Origin of the sequence: Spirulina subsalsa FACHB-351, assembly GCF_026130165.1 — a bacterium.
In the GTDB taxonomy this organism is placed as follows: Bacteria; Cyanobacteriota; Cyanobacteriia; order Cyanobacteriales; family Spirulinaceae; genus Spirulina_A; species Spirulina_A subsalsa_A.
Genome location: NZ_JAIHOM010000047.1, coordinates 21,536 through 36,257, shown reverse-complemented (window position 1 = coordinate 36,257; position 14,722 = coordinate 21,536). Strand labels below are relative to the sequence as shown.

The following is a 14,722-nucleotide window of genomic DNA, read 5'->3' as shown; positions in this document are numbered from 1 at the left end:
ACGTATAGTATGGGTGCAAGTGTGTATGCATGGGCGGCCCTACATATAGTAGGGGGCACTATGTATGCATAGGTAGGGGGCACAGTGTATGCATGGCGTAGGGCATACATAGGTAGCCCTGCTATGATTGAGTCGCCAGCGATCAGAAAAGCGGTAAAGGTGATAGGCAATAGATAAAGGCGGGCATGGCGTCAGAATGGCCAGCGAAAGGCCGAAAGGCGGGCATACAGGGAAAGGACACCGGGCAGCAGGTAGGGCGCCGGGCAAGCGAGAAGCCCGCAACCATGCGGGTTGCAGGCCGCTAGGTAAGGACATGGCGCGGTCAGGCGTCAGGCAAGGCGTAGTTAGCGGGTATTGTACATTTGTACTTTTGTGCTAATGTACGTTCTGCAAGCCCATAAACCGAGGAGCGCGAGGCGCAATGACCAAGGTAATCGCATTACTCAACCAGAAAGGGGGCGTCGGGAAGACCACGCAAGCGACCAACGTGGCCTGCTGGCTGCACAAGCAAGGCTTCAAAGTGCTGCTGGTGGATCTCGACCCGCAAGGCTCTGCCACCGAGTGGAGCGAGACGCGCGACAGCGACGACGACTTCCCGGTCGTCTCCATGGGCACGAAGGTGGCCAGGGATCTGCCGCGCGTTGCCGGCGGCTATGACTACGTGGTGCTGGACGGTGCGCCGCAGATCAAAGACTTGGCCGGGCCGGCCGTGAAGGCCGCCGACCTGGTGCTGATCCCCTGCCAGCCGTCGCCGTTCGATATCTACTCCTGCGCCACCCTGGTCGAGCTGATCCAGGCGCGCCAGGAAGTGACCGACGGCAAGCCGCTGGCGGCGTTCGTGGTGTCGCGGGTGATCAAGAACACCCACCTGAGCCGGGAAGTTCGCGAGGCGCTCGCCGAGTACGAGCTACCGATCTTCGACGCCCACACCACCCAGCGCGTCGCCTATGCCGACTGCGCCAAAGGCGGCAGCGTCATGGACCTGCCGGAAACCGACAAAGCGCGCCAGGAGATCGAAGCCCTGGGCCGCGAAATGCTGGAGATGCTCAACCATGGCTGAGCGCAAGAAGCTGACCACCCGACGCAGCAGCGCCGCCGGCCGGCCGGACGTCGAGAAAGCCGTGAAGGCCATCACCGAGGTCGACCAGCCGAAAAAGCGCGTGCCCTATGACACGTCGGTCGATATCCACCGCAAGCTGTCGTCGATGCGTGTCAACAGCGCCGATAACGTGCCGGTGAAGACGTTCCTGGATGAAGCGGTCGAGGATCTGTTCGAGAAGTACCGGCGCGGCGAGGGCCGCTACCAGGTGAAGGATATCGAGAGGATTCTGGGCGACTGAGCCCGGGGAGAGCCCGGCAGCCGGCGGCCACCGGCTACCAGGGCAGACACAAGCAAACCGAGGATGGAAAGCCATGTCACATCACGATGCTACCACAGTGCGGCGCCTGTCGCTGCGCGACGCGAAGAATCCCGCCCACCGCTTCCAGGTGCTGCTGTTCGCCCGGAGACACGCCACAGGGGCCGCCCAGCGCGCTCTGCTGGCCTTGATCGGGGAGGCCGCAGCATGAGCCACCGACTCAACGGCACCAGCGTCGACGACGCCAAGGGCTCGCTGATCTGCACCCTCGAGCGCAACCCCGCCGGTACCGCCCAGGAGGCGCTCGAGGCGCTGATCGATCTCCAGGGCAAGGAAGGGCACACCAGCCGCCGCAAGATGCTGGGCACGATCCTGCGCAAGGCCATCAAGCTGCTCGAGACCGAGGGAGGTGGCCATGGCCAGTAACACCGAGGAGCGTATCGCCGAGCTGCAGGGCGAGCTGGCGCGGGCGCGTGTCGCGCTGCGGGCCAGCCAGGGCCGCGAGGCGGCCCTGCGCGAAGCCCTGGCGCCGTTTGCGATCGCCTGGCCGCTGCACCGTGCGGCCGTGATTCTCGACGGCCACCCGCGCACCCCGTTGGATATCGAGCGCCTCGAGCGCGAGGCCCTGGGCAGCTTCTACACCTTTGCGATCGCCGGCTCGCGGCACCTGGTCTGGATCACCCTGACCGGGCAGGATCTCAAAGACGCCTATGACGCCTGCGACACGACACAAGGGGGCCGACGGTGAAGCGCATCGCCAAAGCTGCCCTATACGCCCTGGGCATGGTGGCGGCAATCGCCGTCGCCCTGCTCGAGATCCTCAACGACCTGGCATCACCGAAACGCCGGCGCCCGAAGCGCCGCTAACCTGGAGAACAACACCATGAGCATTGATCTGAAGAGCCTGCGAGAACGGGCAGAGCGTGACCATCGGCATGAACAGCCAATGGGAGTGAACCCGGCCACTATCCTCGCCCTGCTCGACCGCCTGGACGCAGCCAAGCGGGAGCTCTCCCGGTACAGCATGTGCGCTGGCCATGCAGATCAGCGTATGTCCGAGTCGCGGGCAGCGCGAAAGGCGCTGGGCTTTGGCGAAGATGCCGACGACGTGTCGCCGCGAGATCTGACGGAGGCGATCGCCAGCCGAGAAGCCCAGGCCCGGGCGAAAGCCCTGCGGGAGGTGGCGGCGCACCTCATGAACGGCACATATTCACCTGGCGAACTGGCGCGGCGATGCGTAAATGAGGCCCGCAAACTGGAGCCTGAAGCCGAGGAGCCCAGCCCATGACCACCCAGACCGACGACATGAAGCCCCGCCAGGTGCAGGATCTGCCGGCCCTGGTCGCCGCAGCCGACGAGGTTCAGTTCGAGATCCACGGCACGATCGGGGAATGGTACCTGCGCGTCTTCGAGCTGAAGGACGACGAGATCGGCAAGAGCTCCGTAGTGGGCAGCTATGTCCTGTCTTCCGAAACCGGGCAGCCACGGCCTTACGCGCAGCTCGAGGCGCTGATCCTGAAAATGAACCGGGCCACAGGCACCAACGACTACGACTTCGCCGTTTACCAGTATCCCGACCACGGCCACTCGCCGGGCGACGCCGCCCCGGTGATGGCAGAGCGGGCGAAGCCCAGCCCCATGAAAGAGATCTTCGACAAGATCGACGCGGCCTTCGCCATGACCATCGACGATGATCGCTCTACCGTCGGCATCAGCAGGGCCGACTGGGCGAAGGTCAAGACGGCGGTGCAGGAAGCCGAGAGGCGTAACCGCGACAGGCGTGGCGACGTGATGGAGCTGTCGGACTGTCTGGCGATCATGGAGCTCTACGCCGTCGCCTACAGTGAGGGCCAGGTGCCGGAAGGGTTTGATTGGCTTCTCCATTGGATCGAAGGCAACTACCCCGAGCTGTTCGAGCTGCCGGAGTTTAGCCATCTGCCCAGGCGCTGACATAGCCCTAACCCACCCAGCCCCGCCGCCCGGCGGGGCTTTTCGTTGCAGCGCCCACAATCTCAGCTGGTGGCGGCCGTGGTAGCCTTTCCTCGATATCACGCAGGGGAACATCACCATGAAAACCAGCAACAAGCTCGCTATTGGCTTCGCCGTCGCATGCGGCGCTTTTGCCTATTGGGCCATCGCCACCAAGGGCGATCAGGCCTGGCTCCAGGAGATCCACCGCGACGTAGGCATGGGCGTGCAGTGCGAGAAGACCGGCGCCGTCGACGGCCACACCTGGATGGCGTGCCGCTACGCCCCGGGCGAAGACCAGGGCAGCGTCTGGCTGTTACACAACGACGACCAGGGCGAGATCTGGCTCGCGCGCAACGGCCCAGCGATTCGGGTGGTGGAGCGCTGGCAGGCGTTGCCGGATGGCGAGCGCTCCTCGCCGCTCCGCATTCGACGCAGCGAGCCCGGCGAGGATCTGCCCGGCGCGGTGCCATGGGAGCGCCTAAACTAACGTGCAAATGTACATTTGTGCATTGGCACATTCCACGCACGCAAAAAGCCCCCACCGCCCGAAGGCGGTGGGGGCTTCGCTTTTGGTGTTGCCTACTCGCTCTCTCTACCCTCCGGCCAGGTCGCCTCGAGCGTGCAGCGGTACCCATGCCGCCGGGATCCGCGCGCCGTCACCTTGTCGAGCGACCACTCGCCCTGCATGTAGCTGGGCCAGGTGTCGTCGAGCCGGATCAGCCCCTCGGCGGCAAGTGCCGGGTTGCCCGGGCACTCGATGCGCAGCTTCGCCGATTCGCGCTTGAGCTTGCGCATCTCGCCTTCGGCCGCGGCCCGGGCCTCGCCGCTGTTGGTGTAGCTCTGGCGCAGCCGCTTGAACGGCTGCGCGCCCTGCTCGACCGTCGCCTCCACGCCCTCCTCGCCGTTGAACCACACCGCCCGCACGCCCTGGAAGCGCACGCGCGAGGAGCGGTCGACGCTGGCATTGGTGAACGCCATCTCGCCGGGCCGGTTGTTCGGCGGTACCGAGAGCGTGATCACCGGCAGCGCCTGGCCGCTGATCGCGCTCACCTGGCCACGGCGGGCCAGCACGTAGCGCTCGCCCACCGGCTTGGTCACCGCATCGAAGCGGCGCGCCAGGCGCGTCAGGAAGCCCATGTCGGTCTCGTCGGCCTGGTCGGCGTGATCGATCGGCAGGGCGTCGAGATCCGGCGCCACACGCGGCGAGAAGCCATGCCGGCGCACCAGGGTGCGGAATACCTCGCCCAGGGTGGTGCCCTCGAAGCTCGCCGAGCGGCGGGCACGAAAGGCGGTCTGGTCGTTGACCTTGAACGGCGCGGCCGTGGCCACGATCAGCAGCTGCTCGGGGAACAGCCGAGGGGTAGTGCGCGAGATCACGAACTCGCCCTTGTTGACCAGGCCGGTCTCGGCGTAGCCCACCTCGAGCCCCAGGCGCTCGCCCTCGCGCGGCAGCCCATCCAGGCCGCGCACGTCCACCGTCAGGTGCAAGCGATCGCTCTCGAGCCCGGCGGCGTCGACGTGCTCCCAATCGATCAACCGACCGGCGTTGATCAGCTCGGCGTGCGTGCCGGTCACCCGCACCCGAGGCGTGTAGCCTATCTGCATGCGTCAGTCCCAAGCCGTGACGGCGCGCTGCGCCTGGTGGCGGCGCTGCTCGAGGTCGGGCAGCACCACCCGGATACCGGCCGGCAACAGCGGGCCGTAGGCCGCCAGGCCCGGGTTCAGTGACCACAGCGCCTCCTCGGCGCTGTCATCATCGCGGCGCAGCTCGCGCCACAGCAGGCGGTTCACGCTGTCACCCGCTATCGTCTTCACCACTCGCTGCATGGTCGACAAACTCCTGTAGCTGCACCGTCCAGGCCACTCGCATCGCCGTACCGTCGTCGATGATCCGGCTCTGGTTCTCTTCCACCGCCATGATCTTCCAGCGGCCCAGGTTCTGGCCGAGACCATCCACCAGCACGTAGGGCCGGCGCTCGGCCTGCATGGCGCGCAGCTCGTCCAGCCGCTGCATGCCGATCGCATAGAACGCGGTACCGGACAGCCGGATCTCGTCCAGGCCCTGGCCGGTGTTCTGGCTCGCCGGCTTGGCGTAGACGATATCGATCTCGATCCAGCCGCCGTCGCTCTTGCGCTGCAGGCTCGAATAGGGGAACTCCCGCCCGAGCGAGAACACGAAGTCCTCGCCCAGGGCCAGCTGCTGCCGCATATCAGTCGCTCCTGTCGGTCAGAGAGGCGTCGAGCCGCACGTCGATGCCGCTGGTACCGGCGCCGAGCAGCGGCATCAGCTCATTGCGCAGGCGCTCCATCAGCCGATCGAGCAGCTCCTGGTCGCGCTCGGCATTGCCGCTGGCCTCGATCTTGATATCGAAGGTCGGCGAGATGACGCGCGAGTCGGTCTGGTTGGTTTGGTTGATGGTGCCGGCGATCTCGCCCGGCTCGCCCAGCTGGTCGCGCGGGTTGCGCAGGCGCTCGTCGAGCTCCTCGAGCACGTCCTCGCGGGTCGCGTCGCGCACCTGCTGGGTGAAGCTGCCGGAACTGCCGCCCAGGATCCCGCCGCCGCCAGCGCTGCTACTGCTGCCGGCAGCGGCCGGCTGCAGCATGGCTGCGAGGTGCGCCTGGTCGTCTGGGTCGTCGTCACCGAAGGCCCAGCGCCACAGCGCCCCGGCCTTCTCGCCCACGTACTGCCCGGCAGCGGTACCGGCGATGCCGCCGGCAATGCCGCCCACGGCGCCACCCACCGCGGTACCCACCCCAGGCATGATCATCGTGCCCAGGGCAGCCCCGCCGGCCGCGCCGCCCATCCAGCCGCCCATGCCGCCCAGCATGCTGCCGGTCGCACCGCCGATCGTCTCGGCGTCGCCGTCGCTTGCCGCATGGGCAATGCCAGCGGTACCGCCGATCAGGGCCAGGGGCATGGCCACCCGGCCGCCCCAGCGCATGGCCCGGCTGTTGCCGATGCCGGCCATGGTGCCCCGCCAGCCACCGGCGGCGGCAGCACCACCACGCCCGGCGGCACCTGCCGCAGCAGCCCCACCGGCTGCGCCGGCAGCGGCACCGCCCATGCCGGCACCACGACGGCCACCACGACCGCCACGGCCACCACCTGCCCCGGCAGCGCCGCCAACGGCCGCCAGGCGGGCAATCGCGCCGTTCAGGCGGGTCACCGCCCCATCTGCCACCAGGGCCGTCTGGGCGGTGCGCTGGTCCAACCTGGCGCGCATCAGCGCGCCCTGGTTGAACACCTGGCCGGTCAGCAGGCCGGCATAGCGCACGCCCAGCACGGCGGCCTTCATGGCGATCAGGCCGGCCGCACCGGCGGCGAGCACGCCCACCAGGGTGCTGTTCTGCTCGGTGAAGTCGGCCAACAGGCCGACCACGCTGGTCAGCGGCGGCAGCACGGCATCGAGCACCGGCAGCATGCCGGTACCGATCTGCGTCACCAGGCGGCTCAGCTCGCTGAAAAACACGTTCGTGGTGGTGCGGCTGGTGTCCGCCACGCCCTCGGCCTCGCGCAGCATCGAGCCGGTGTAACGAGCCTGATCGCTGGTCAGCGAGAAGGCACGGTCGACCTCGTCCAGGTTGGCCAGCAGCGGCGAGATGGCCGAGATCGACTCACGCCCGAACAGCACCTCGCTGACGCCGGTGCGCTCTTCCTCGGGCAGCGCGCGAATGGCTTTCAGCACGTCCTGGATCACTGCCGGGGCGTCTTGCTGCATCCTGCGGGCGAGATCCTCGGGCGCGAAGCCCAGCTCCTCCCAGGCCTCGCGGCGTTTGCCGGAAGCGGCGCCGCCCTGGTTGAGGGCCAGCAGGAAGTTTTTCATGCCGGTACCGGCGACACGCGCGTCGGTACCGGGGTTGAGGAAGGCCGCGCCCAGGGCGGCGGCTTGCTCCGGCGTCATGCCAGCGTTCACCGCCAGGGCGCCCTGGCGGGTCAGCATCTCGGCGAGATCCGCCGCCGTGGTGTTGAAGCTATTGCCCAGGAAGTTGGTCGCGTCGGCCAGCTGGGCGACCTGGTCGCCGTCCAGCCCCATGCCCATACGCCAGGAGACCATCGACGAGCCGGCCTGGCCGGCATCGATGTCGAAGGCGGCGGCCATGATCGCGGCCTGCCGGGTGAAGTCCATCACACCCTGGAAGCGCTCGTCGCCGGAAACGTCGTTGAAGATGCCCGACTGCCCCGCGGCGTACTGAATCGCGGCGATATCCGTCGCGCCCATGCCCGAGGAAGCGATCAGCCGATCGCTGGCCAGCCGCAGGTTGGCGTTGGCGTAGCGCTCGCGCTCGCCTTCCTCGAAGTCGATCACCTTGGCCACGTCGGCCATGGCGGTTTGCAGGTTCATCGCGCTGTTCAGCGGCCGGCTGGCGATGTAGCCCAGGGCGATGGTCTCGGCGATCTCGCCGCGCAGCCGGGAGCGCTCGGCGCGGTTGTCGGCGATGCGGCCCTCGGCGGCCGTCACCCGGGCCTGGGCGTCGCTGACCGCCTGCATGCGCGAGCGCTGGTCGTCCAGCACCGCGTTGGTCGAGCGGGTCGCGTCCTCGATCCGGCGCTGCTCATCGGCAAAGCGCGAGAGATCCACCCCGGCGCTCTGCAGCGAGCCCTCCAGCCGGTTCAGCTCATTTGTCTGGGCGCGATGCTCGGCCGAGAGCGTCGAGACCGTGGCCGTGGCGCGGTCGTACTCGCGCTGCAGCCGCTTGCTCGGCTCCTCGGCCTGGCGCATCTCCCGGGCCAGGCGCGCCTGTTTCTCGCGCGCCTCGTCCAGGGCGGTACCCGTGGCCTGCAGGTCGTTCTGCAGGCCCTGGTAGCCGCTCATCTCCCGGGCCACCCGGTTCAGGTTGCGCAGCTCCGCCTGGTTGCCGCGAATCTGCTCTTCCATGTTCCGGCTGGCATCGGCGAAGGACCGGAACGCGGCGCTGTAGCCGTCTTCGGCGGCCAGGGTAACGCTGTATCTGCTCGCCATGACGGCTCCTAGTGTCCGGCCTTCAGCCGCTTCATCGCCAGCTCGTAGCGGCGCAGTGCCTTGTCAACGGGCCACTTCAGGAGATCCCGCTCGCCCACTTGGTAGACGAGCGGGATCACGTCCGTCAGGACGTCGATGTCCCGAGGCGAAAGAAGTCGCCCGTCATGTTCAAAAAATCGTTCAGCCTCGCCTGCAGGGTGTTCCAGTCCGGCGCGGTGAGCTGGGCGAGATCCTGCACCATCAGCCCGGTGCACTTGGCGGTGATGAACTCGGCGCGCTGGCGGCGATCGGTGTACTTGCGCATCAGCTGGGTGGCCTCGAGGTCGGGCACCTCGAGCGTGATCGCGTCGCGCGTAATGCCGTCACTGCACTTGATCGGCACCAACAGCGGCGGGGCATCCGGGTCGCTGGCCCGGGCCTGCATGTCGGCATCCATGAACGCCGTCGACTTGGCGCTGACAAGTTCGAACACGCGCTGGGCCAGGCCGTTGAAGTCGGGGCGCTTGAGCTTCAGCAGCGTCTTTTCGTCCAGGCCGGTGGTCAGCACCGCCAGGGCGAGAAACACCTGGTTGTCGTACTCGTCGTCGTCCAGCGGCTTGCCCTGGGCGGCCTGCTCGGCCTTGTGGGCTTCCATCCGCGCGATCAGGTCGGCGTGCTCGCCGTGCAGGATCGGACGCAGCGGCAGGGCGGTCAGGGTCTCGTCAGCCACAGTCAGCGGCCAGCGCAGTGGGTGCGGTGCGGGTTTCCACATGGGGTAATCCTCGGGGTGCAGGCATGAAAAACGCCGCCCAGCGAGGTGCAGGGCGGCGCGGGTCGGCTCTTACGGCCGGTCAGGGCATCAGGACGTTGCGGCGGTGGCGCTCCATGATGTCGCCGCTGCCCAGGTCGATCACCTGGGTGCGCAGGTTGATGTTGTGCAGAGTGATGCCGTTCTCCAGCATGCGCGAGCGCACCGGGGCGATCGTCAGCGTGACCGAGGGCTTCTCCTTCATCTTGGCGCTGGGGCGGTCGACCTTGGTCACCTCGCCGCCCACCTGGTGCCACACCGCGAAGGTGTTGCCCTCAAGATCTTCCTGCGACTCGCGCACGTCGAGCTCGACGGTATCGCCCTGGCCGATGCCCTGGGCGATGATCAGCTCGTAGCCGGCGCCGCTCAGCGTCACCGAGCATTCGAGCTGCCGCAGGCCGACCATCATCTGCTCGGGCGCGAAGCGGCCGCCCTGGGCCGCTTCCATCTCCTTCTCGATGTTCACCGGGGTGAACTCCTCGAGCTGGTGCATCAGCGGCCAGCCGTTGAGGCTGCCCGCGAGCATCATCCGCTTGCGTTCAGTTGCCATTTAGAGCACCTCCTGCAGGAACTCTTCCACGATCGAATCCACAGCGTTGACGTGGAAGATCATGTGCTCATTGGGGGAGTAGCGGCCGTACTCGATGACGATGTACCAGCTGCCGTTCTTGTAGCGCTCCACGGTGTTGAGCGTGGGGTGAAGGTAGACACGCCCGCCCGGAATGATCTCCGCGGCCACTTGGTCCTGGATGAAGGCGTCGACCTTGCGCACCTCCTGCTCCATGAAGCTCTTTGTCAGGTTCTTGGCCATGGCGCGCTGGCTGGCCGAGACCAGCTTGCGGCAGATCGCGTCCTCGAGACCCACGTGCGAGATGAACTCGCCGGTCACGCCGCGGTTGCCGATCAGCGAGAAACCGCCCATCGAAGTGCGCGCGTAGTAGCTGATCCCCCAGCGGTTGAGCAGATCGCCGTTGGTGCTCTTGTCCAGGATGTTGTAGTCGACGTGGCGCGACACGCCCTGGATCAGCACGCCCTGGTTGCCGGGCGACTCCCACGGCTTGACCGCCGCGAGCGCACCGACGGCATGCACCGAGGGCGCCACGAAGATGTTGCCCCGGGCCGCGCGGGAGTAGATCTCGGCCATCTGGTACGCCAGGTAGCAACGGCGAAAGCCGGTGCCCTCGCCGCCCAGGCTCTCGCTGTACTCGATGGCGTCGTCGATCGAGACGTCGTCGCAGTCCAGCACCACGCGGCACATCAGCCGGCGGGCCATGGTCGCCAGCTCCTGGGCGACGGCCAGCTCATGCGAGAAGCCGGGCGCGGCGATGATCGTCGGCGCTTCGCGGCAGCCGGCCAGCGAGGCGATGCCCTTGGGCTGGCCCGATTCGGGATCGATGCCGCCGATCACGTTGGCCTTGGTCTCCTCGTCGGTGGCGCCTTCCTCCACCACGATCACGTAGACCGGCACGCCGGCCTTCTTGAGCAGCTCGCTCACCGCATGCCAGCCGGTGCCCAGCTCGTCGCCGGTGCTATCCAGCAGCTGGGCGTCGCCCTGGTTGGCGATGCGAAACGGCACGTTGAGCGCGATGCGATCGGTGTCGCGGTCCGGGGCGGTCACCACCAGGCCGACGACGTTCTCGCCGAGCGGCCCCATGGGCTCCGGTGGCCGCTTCGTCTCGATCGAGATGCCGTTGTGCTCGAAGTTAGGAATCTCGGGCATGATCAGTCAGCCTTCTTCTCGGCGGTTTTCTTGGCCGCCTGGGTGGATGGGTCGCCGAGCCGGCCGGCGCGCAGCAGCTGCGCGGCCTCACACGGCAGCAGGTCGAGCTTCTGGTCCTTGACGGTCCAGTGCCCGCGATACGGGAACGGAACCAGGACCACGTAGGTCTTGCGGGGTTGAGCCATTGCGTTCTCCAGGCACAAAAAAACCGCCAGGCGGCGGTGGGTGATTCAGTCAGGCGGGCCGGGCGGCTACCAGGTCACGGCCTCGATCGCCGCGCGCTTGGCGTCGTCGTCGAGCGCCTCGTCCTCGAGGGCGGCGTCGATCGCATCCTTGCGCAGCCAGGAGCGGCCGTAGATGCCCTCGATGTGCGCCAGGGCATCGAGTGCCAGGGCGTCCATCTGCTCGGCCGTCAGAGTGCGGTTGACGTTGCTCAGGCCGCGAAAGGTGAAGGTCGTCTCGGTGTCGCCGGCCGTGAGCAGGCGCTGCGCTTTGGCCGACAGGCCGAGCAGGTTGATCTGATCCTGGGGCCGGGTCTGCACCACGTCGTCATGCCCGGCGATCTCGTAGGGCAGGCCAGCGGCAAAGGCCTTGTCGCGCTCGGCGTCGATCTCCTGGCGCTGGCGGGCTGCCAGCGTTTCGAGGTCCGGCGGCGGAATCGGCACCCAGGTCGGGCGGCCGTTTTCGTCGGCACCGCGCTGCATGCCTTCGGGGGGCTGGCCTCGGCCATACTCGGCAAACACATCATCGCTGACTTGTGTAGCGTCAGCGGGCCATCGGTTCGCGGCCACATACTCCGGCTTTAACGCTGGCGGGTAGAAACTGTTTGTCGTCGGACTATAGAACATTTATCACCTCAATAACCGATGGCAAAAAAGCGGGCACCAGAGCCACCTGCAGAATTGACCCCTTGGTTATTCCCGCACCGCCACTGGAACTGATTTGTGGCCAAGTTGTAGGTAGGGTGGTGGTGGTGATTCCCTGAGCCGTTATCTTCTGTGGTAAACACATGCAAGCATTCATTCGGGAATTCGATGGGAAATGATGTTGTGCCTGAGCTACCCGATCCAATTAACCCCCACTGCAGCACCAACCCACCTGGCAAGCGGTAGTACCCACTGCCACCACCTACTGATTGATTCCCCCCTTTGAAGGCTTCGGCCAAAGTCTTTGGCGTCAAGACGGCCTCTTCATCTTCCATTTGCTGAGCCGCCAACGCAGTAGCCAGTTTCACTAGGCCCGAAATGTCCTCAGTTGCCGGTTTGTTCCATTGCTTTAATGCCTTCGGAGTAACGAAGATATTGTCTTCTTCGCCGGCATCGACTTGCTGCTGTCCGGCTGCACGCTGATCAACGTGTGATTTCAGGCCGGCGGGATGAACGGCGCGATCGGTTCTTGTTCCACCGCGCGCTTCCTCGCTGGTGGCGAGCTGCAGCATGCCTTGTGCCGTCGTCGTGCCGGCCGGGTGGTTACGACTCCCAGCATGGCCCGCGATGGCGTCATCGGCATACTTGCGTGTCGCCAGCACCACCGAGGGATCGACGCGCAGGGTGATGTTCGAGGTATGCGACACCTCCAGCACCATTCGGATCGTCTGGGTTCTGCCGCTGCCTTCGTCCAGCGTCGGTTTATACGTGGCCGGATAGTTGCCGTATCCGATCAGGTCGCCGTCGGCGTCGAAGATGCCCACCTCGCGGATCGTCCAGCCACCGACGTCTGGCGGCAGCACCTGCTCGACGATCAACCAGCTGGGGTTCTCCTCGTCCACCGCCACCCGGTTGATCTGGGCGCGGCGCACTTCGTTGACCAGCGTCGTGCGGTTACTGTCGGGCGTGGGCATGCTGCCACCACCGTCGCCTACCGCCAGGTGGGTGATCTCGATGAGCTGACCGAGGGCGATGGCGTTGGCCATCTTGGCCTGGCCCGTTTGGGTCAACAGGGTATAGAACTGGGCCATGGGGGCTCCTGTCACTGGGGCAGCGGGTAGACGGTGGCGTCATCCACCACGTCGAGGCCCAGGCCGATGAAGAACGGCCCGGTCACCTCGGTGTCTTCCGCGGCGTAGGGGTAGACGTAGGTCACGTCGCCGTCATAGGTCACGGCTCCGATGTAGGCCCAGCCGCGCGTCTCCCCGACGATCTCCAGGGTCAGCACGTCACGCTCGGCCTTGGCCGCCTCCAGGCGGCGCTGCAGGCGCTCCTGGGTGTCGGCATCCAGCGGGTTACGGTTCACCGCCACCACGTGCAGGGTGTACGGGTCGCCCTTGGGGTTGAGCCGGTGCCAGGCGATCACCTCGGGCTCGAGGCCCAGCGAGCGCACCGCCATCTGCAGGGCGCGCCGGGTACCGGCCAGGCGCTTGGTCGGCCAGGCCGCGGCGATCGTGGCGCGCTTCTCGCTGTCCGGCGCCGTCGCGCTCCACTCGTGCACGCCGCGATCGGCCGCCAGGTACGGCAGAAAGGCGGCCGGCGTGCGCTGCGGGTCGAGAAGCTCGGGAAACGGCGCGTCGATCGCCTCGAGCAGGTCGCCGAAGGCGCGCTCGAAGGCGCGCTCGGTGCGGCTGGCGTTCTCCGGCAGCAGGCTGTAGTGCTCGCGGATCTCGCTCATTGCGTCACCACCTCCAGCTCGATCGCTTCACACCAGGGCGCCTGGTACCACTCGGCGCTGACCGGCTCGAGCGGCTCGAGCAGATCGATACGCACCGCACCGGCTTCGTGCAGGTAGTGATAGACCCAGCTCGGGTCGACCTCGCCCTCCAGGGCGTGCTGCTGGTCGGCGTAGGCCTGTAAGCGCGCGATGGCGTCTTCCTCGGTCAGCACGCTGTCAGGGCCGGGGTGAATGTACGCTTTCGCGCGGATCTTGTAGGGCACGATCTCGGCCGCATCGAGGATCACCTCGTCGGTCTCCGGGCGCACGTCGTTGCGCGCGAAGTGCGCCCGCGCCGCGTCGAGCAGCTCGGCGCTGGGCGTGCCGTCGGCGGTCTCGCGCGAGAGCATCCGCACCTCGACCTGACCGGGCGCGGTGCGCCGGGCCTGGGCGTCCTTGATCTTGGCGGGCCACTCGTCCTCCTCGAACAAGTAGCGCACCACCACCTCGCCCGGGGCGGGTGTCTCCACCAGCACCCGGGCGCGGCCGGAAAGCGTCAGCGCCTCGGTACGGTAGTGCAGCCGTGAGCCGGCGGCCGGCGCATGCGGTGCCAGGTAGTAGCGCAGCTGCAGGCGCTCGTCGCTCTCCATCTCCGGCGGTACCGGGGGGAAGGCGTTCGGGTCGCCCGGGTCGATCGTCTGCCGCTCGAGGCCCAGGTCGGCGACCTTGGCGTCGAGGTTCGAGCCCTTGGCCCACCAGGCGAGCATCTGCTTGATCTGCTCGTTCTTGTGGCGCCGCTCGGCCTGCAGCATCACCGTGGCCGCCTCCAGCAGCTTGGTGAACACCTCGGCCTCGTTCTCCAGCGTCTCGGCCACCCGGGCCGCCATGGCCGGGTCGCCCTCGGCGATGTAGCCGATCGCCGCCTGCTTGAACTGCTCGAGCAGCGTCTCGAAGCGCGGTACCGCGACGATCTCGGGCTCGGCGAGCTTGTTCTGGCCGGGTATCAGCATCAGACGTCTACCTCGAACGACACGCGCCGGCCCACCCAGCGGCCCTCGAACACCAGGCGTAGGCCGGTGGCGTGGCGGCGGGCGAGGCAGCGCGTGGGGGTGAAATCGGACAAGCCGTTGAGCGGCTCGTAAAAGGCCGCGATGCCGCGACTCTGGGCCAGGATCAGCACCTCGTCGCTGGTCAGCCGGCCCAGCAGCTCGGGCACCCGGCAGCCGAAGCGGCGGCGGTGCTCACGCCCGCCGACCGGCGTGGTCAGTACCTGCGTCGCGCGCGAGACGAACTGCGCCCAGCCGTCGATGGTGCGGCCGGTTTCTCGGTCCATGCCGATCAT

22 protein-coding genes are annotated in these 14,722 nt (G+C 67.2%); 9 read left to right on the top strand and 13 right to left on the bottom strand.

Translation table 11 applies throughout. The features are described 5' to 3' along the window. The first annotated feature begins 421 nt into the window (after positions 1-421). The 9 genes from parA to K4A83_RS11300 all read left to right on the top strand — a co-directional run bounded on the left by parA (position 422) and on the right by K4A83_RS11300 (position 3,816). Positions 422-1,060, top strand: a complete 639-nt coding sequence (gene parA / locus K4A83_RS11340; protein ID WP_265264662.1) for a ParA family partition ATPase — start codon at positions 422-424, stop codon at positions 1,058-1,060. Beyond that, the gene (locus K4A83_RS11335) at positions 1,053-1,340 is read left to right on the top strand and encodes a hypothetical protein (protein WP_265264661.1); all 288 of its coding nucleotides are present in this window, start codon (positions 1,053-1,055) and stop codon (positions 1,338-1,340) included. The genes parA and K4A83_RS11335 overlap by 8 nt, the downstream gene beginning before the upstream one ends. Positions 1,341-1,413: 73 nt before the next feature. Next, positions 1,414-1,569 (top strand): hypothetical protein, encoded by a 156-nt coding sequence (locus tag K4A83_RS11330; RefSeq protein WP_265264660.1) that lies wholly within the window; start codon positions 1,414-1,416, stop codon positions 1,567-1,569. After that, positions 1,566-1,784: a hypothetical protein gene (locus K4A83_RS11325; protein ID WP_265264659.1), complete on the top strand. Its 219-nt coding sequence runs from the start codon at positions 1,566-1,568 to the stop codon at positions 1,782-1,784. Before K4A83_RS11330 ends, K4A83_RS11325 begins: the two co-directional genes overlap by 4 nt. Further along, the gene (locus K4A83_RS11320) at positions 1,774-2,106 is read left to right on the top strand and encodes a hypothetical protein (RefSeq protein WP_265264658.1); all 333 of its coding nucleotides are present in this window, start codon (positions 1,774-1,776) and stop codon (positions 2,104-2,106) included. The genes K4A83_RS11325 and K4A83_RS11320 overlap by 11 nt, the downstream gene beginning before the upstream one ends. Continuing rightward, the gene (locus K4A83_RS11315) at positions 2,103-2,225 is read left to right on the top strand and encodes a hypothetical protein (protein ID WP_265264657.1); all 123 of its coding nucleotides are present in this window, start codon (positions 2,103-2,105) and stop codon (positions 2,223-2,225) included. Before K4A83_RS11320 ends, K4A83_RS11315 begins: the two co-directional genes overlap by 4 nt. Positions 2,226-2,241: 16 nt before the next feature. Further along, the gene (locus tag K4A83_RS11310) at positions 2,242-2,646 is read left to right on the top strand and encodes a hypothetical protein (RefSeq protein ID WP_265264656.1); all 405 of its coding nucleotides are present in this window, start codon (positions 2,242-2,244) and stop codon (positions 2,644-2,646) included. Next, positions 2,643-3,308: a hypothetical protein gene (locus K4A83_RS11305; RefSeq protein WP_265264655.1), complete on the top strand. Its 666-nt coding sequence runs from the start codon at positions 2,643-2,645 to the stop codon at positions 3,306-3,308. Before K4A83_RS11310 ends, K4A83_RS11305 begins: the two co-directional genes overlap by 4 nt. 118 nt (positions 3,309-3,426) lie before the next feature. Next, entirely contained in the window at positions 3,427-3,816 is a 390-nt protein-coding gene (locus K4A83_RS11300; RefSeq protein WP_265264654.1) for a hypothetical protein, read from the top strand. 92 nt (positions 3,817-3,908) lie between these two features. Here the strand turns inward: K4A83_RS11300 and K4A83_RS11295 are convergent, their stop codons facing one another. The 13 genes from K4A83_RS11295 to K4A83_RS11235 all read right to left on the bottom strand — a co-directional run bounded on the left by K4A83_RS11295 (position 3,909) and on the right by K4A83_RS11235 (position 14,722). After that, the gene (locus tag K4A83_RS11295) at positions 3,909-4,934 is read right to left on the bottom strand and encodes a contractile injection system protein, VgrG/Pvc8 family (RefSeq protein ID WP_265264653.1); all 1,026 of its coding nucleotides are present in this window, start codon (positions 4,932-4,934) and stop codon (positions 3,909-3,911) included. Positions 4,935-4,937: 3 nt separating this feature from the next. Further along, positions 4,938-5,156, bottom strand: a complete 219-nt coding sequence (locus tag K4A83_RS11290) for a tail protein X (protein WP_265264652.1) — start codon at positions 5,154-5,156, stop codon at positions 4,938-4,940. Continuing rightward, a complete protein-coding gene (locus K4A83_RS11285; protein WP_265264651.1) occupies positions 5,125-5,538 on the bottom strand; it encodes a phage tail protein in 414 nt (137 codons plus the stop codon). The genes K4A83_RS11290 and K4A83_RS11285 overlap by 32 nt, the downstream gene beginning before the upstream one ends. A 1-nt stretch (position 5,539) precedes the next feature. Continuing rightward, on the bottom strand, positions 5,540-8,290 hold the full coding sequence (locus tag K4A83_RS11280) for a phage tail tape measure protein (protein ID WP_265264650.1): 2,751 nt from the start codon (positions 8,288-8,290) through the stop codon (positions 5,540-5,542). A 124-nt stretch (positions 8,291-8,414) separates the two neighbouring features. After that, a complete protein-coding gene (locus K4A83_RS11275) occupies positions 8,415-9,041 on the bottom strand; it encodes a phage tail assembly protein (protein ID WP_265264649.1) in 627 nt (208 codons plus the stop codon). A 79-nt stretch (positions 9,042-9,120) separates the two neighbouring features. Continuing rightward, positions 9,121-9,627: a phage major tail tube protein gene (locus K4A83_RS11270; RefSeq protein ID WP_265264648.1), complete on the bottom strand. Its 507-nt coding sequence runs from the start codon at positions 9,625-9,627 to the stop codon at positions 9,121-9,123. Next, a complete protein-coding gene (locus tag K4A83_RS11265) occupies positions 9,628-10,797 on the bottom strand; it encodes a phage tail sheath protein (protein WP_265264647.1) in 1,170 nt (389 codons plus the stop codon). 2 nt (positions 10,798-10,799) lie between these two features. Then, a complete protein-coding gene (locus tag K4A83_RS11260; RefSeq protein WP_265264646.1) occupies positions 10,800-10,982 on the bottom strand; it encodes a hypothetical protein in 183 nt (60 codons plus the stop codon). A gap of 66 nt (positions 10,983-11,048) precedes the next feature. Next, positions 11,049-11,645 (bottom strand): DUF4376 domain-containing protein, encoded by a 597-nt coding sequence (locus K4A83_RS11255; RefSeq protein WP_265264645.1) that lies wholly within the window; start codon positions 11,643-11,645, stop codon positions 11,049-11,051. A gap of 8 nt (positions 11,646-11,653) precedes the next feature. Further along, positions 11,654-12,754 carry a phage tail protein gene (locus K4A83_RS11250; RefSeq protein WP_265264644.1) on the bottom strand — a complete coding sequence of 367 codons (1,101 nt, stop codon included), beginning with the start codon at positions 12,752-12,754 and terminating at the stop codon, positions 11,654-11,656. Positions 12,755-12,765: 11 nt separating this feature from the next. Beyond that, on the bottom strand, positions 12,766-13,401 hold the full coding sequence (locus K4A83_RS11245; protein ID WP_265264643.1) for a phage tail protein I: 636 nt from the start codon (positions 13,399-13,401) through the stop codon (positions 12,766-12,768). Beyond that, the gene (locus K4A83_RS11240; protein WP_265264642.1) at positions 13,398-14,390 is read right to left on the bottom strand and encodes a baseplate J/gp47 family protein; all 993 of its coding nucleotides are present in this window, start codon (positions 14,388-14,390) and stop codon (positions 13,398-13,400) included. The genes K4A83_RS11245 and K4A83_RS11240 overlap by 4 nt, the downstream gene beginning before the upstream one ends. Beyond that, positions 14,390-14,722 (bottom strand): hypothetical protein, encoded by a 333-nt coding sequence (locus tag K4A83_RS11235; RefSeq protein WP_265264641.1) that lies wholly within the window; start codon positions 14,720-14,722, stop codon positions 14,390-14,392. The genes K4A83_RS11240 and K4A83_RS11235 overlap by 1 nt, the downstream gene beginning before the upstream one ends.